This is a genomic window from Halomonas sp. SIMBA_159, assembly GCF_046536035.1.
Lineage (GTDB): Bacteria > Pseudomonadota > Gammaproteobacteria > Pseudomonadales > Halomonadaceae > Vreelandella > Vreelandella venusta_A.
In genome coordinates this window covers 1-316 of sequence record NZ_JAWJBT010000261.1, presented here as the reverse complement: position 1 = coordinate 316, position 316 = coordinate 1, and the positions used below count along the sequence as shown (strand labels likewise).

The 316-nt window shown below is 55.4% G+C and carries 1 protein-coding gene; it reads left to right on the top strand.

Features of this window, described 5'->3' with window-relative positions; translation table 11 throughout:
• Positions 1–76: 76 nt before the first annotated feature.
• On the top strand, positions 77–316 hold a 240-nt coding region (locus tag R0J87_RS19235; protein WP_498888244.1), incomplete at its 3' end, for a hypothetical protein.

Below are 316 nucleotides of genomic sequence, written 5' to 3'. Positions count from 1 at the left end.
ACCCCAGTTGTGGCTTTCGGGCGGCCCACTCCCAGATCGTAGGCCAAGGTTCGCCACCTATGAACCGGTTCCCTCTGTGTTTGTTCGCGACATCAATAACGACGGGGTCGGGGATGCAGTATATCATGCCGGTTACTCCCGAAACAGGAAGGGTAACGTCGATCCCTATCTGACGGGTGAGATGAGAGTTTTCCTGTCGGATGGTACGAAGTTCGTCGGTCCAAATACTGTTGCTGCCGGAAATGTCGCCAATTACTCGACGCTCGGTGATTTTGACGGCGACGGTGCGCTGGATTTTGCTGAAGCCGGTGCGTCT